2 protein-coding genes are annotated in these 1,247 nt (G+C 60.9%); both read right to left on the bottom strand.

What is annotated here, in order from left to right:
- Positions 1–429 (bottom strand): GntR family transcriptional regulator (locus AC1D0I_RS32535; RefSeq protein WP_477400174.1); only part of this gene is annotated, 429 nt, incomplete at its 3' end.
- Positions 426–1,247, bottom strand: an 822-nt coding sequence (locus AC1D0I_RS32540) for a molybdopterin cofactor-binding domain-containing protein (RefSeq protein WP_477400175.1), incomplete at its 5' end; no start/stop codon positions are given. The genes AC1D0I_RS32540 and AC1D0I_RS32535, both read right to left, overlap by 4 nt.

The raw sequence follows: 1,247 nt of genomic DNA on the forward strand, positions 1-1,247 counted from the left end.
GTGGAATGACCGGTGTGCCGCGCTCCACTCACCTTCCATGGTCGTTTCGGAGGACTTGCGCAGGCTGGCGAGGCGGTGAAACGCGCCCACCAGCTTGACCTCCCATTCGATCGATCCGTGTTCAAGCGCCCAAGTCACGGCGGTCACGTCGAGGGCCGTGCGGACGCGCGCGACATCGTCGAAATGAGCCTTAGATAGGGGCGCCACGCGAAATCCCCTGTTGGCCTCGAATACCACTAGGCCTTCAGCAACGAGCTGCATCAAAGCTTCCCGAAGCGGACTCGCTCCGAAGCCAAAACGTGCCTTTAGTTCATCGAGGACCAGCCGCGAACCGGGCTTCAACACACAGCGTATTATGTTGCCGCGCAATAAATCGACCAGTTGGTCGGAGCCAAGATCGTCTCTAGCCGCCATGGGCATCGACTTCATTGTAGCGGGCTTTCGTGCTGTTCAATCGCGCAGGCCGCTGATTCACTGCCGCCAACGGCAGCCGTACGCTTGCGCACGACAGCGCTCCCGACGTGGGATGAGATGAGGTCGTAAAGCTCGCTCGGCGAATAATGCGAGCGCTGGACGACAATTCCATTGCTGGCAAGGGCATCCTGAAGCGCGGACGACAGTGCATGCAGCGCACAGCCGCCACCCTCCCCCATGCCCTTGGCGCCGTTGTACGTGAATGGCGAGGGCGACTCCATGTTGCCCAGCTTGACCCGCGGCATATTCATCACGGTGATCGGCGTATAGTCACTAAAGGTGGCCGTCAGCAGGTTGCCATTTTCGTCATAGCGCAAGCTTTCCATCAGCGCCGCGCCAATGCCGTGGGCGATGGCGCCATTGACCTGCCCCCTCACGATCGTGTGGTTTATCACTCGTCCGCAATCGTCCATCGCCGCATAGTCCAGGATGCGCACGGCCGACGTCAACTCATCGATCTCGACGACCACGACATGCAGTTGCGCGGCATAGGTCAGCGTCAGGTTGCCGTATTTCCGATCCAGGTCAGGGATCTCGAAGGGCGGACGGTAGACGTGTTTGCAGGCGAGCGTGAGGTGCCCCGCTTCCTTCGGCAGCGTACCGCCTTCAAGGTAGAGGCGCGCCCACAATTGCCCGAAGGTGAGCGCGGTCGACCCGTCTTCGGTCATCACCACCGGCTGGCCGTCGAAGGTCCCGACCTTAAGTTCTGCGGCATCATTGCCCGTCACGATCGAAGCAAGCTCGACCAGTTCGGCCCTCAACTTGTCCACCGC

It is taken from the genome of Mesorhizobium sp. P2_D1, from assembly GCF_056404455.1.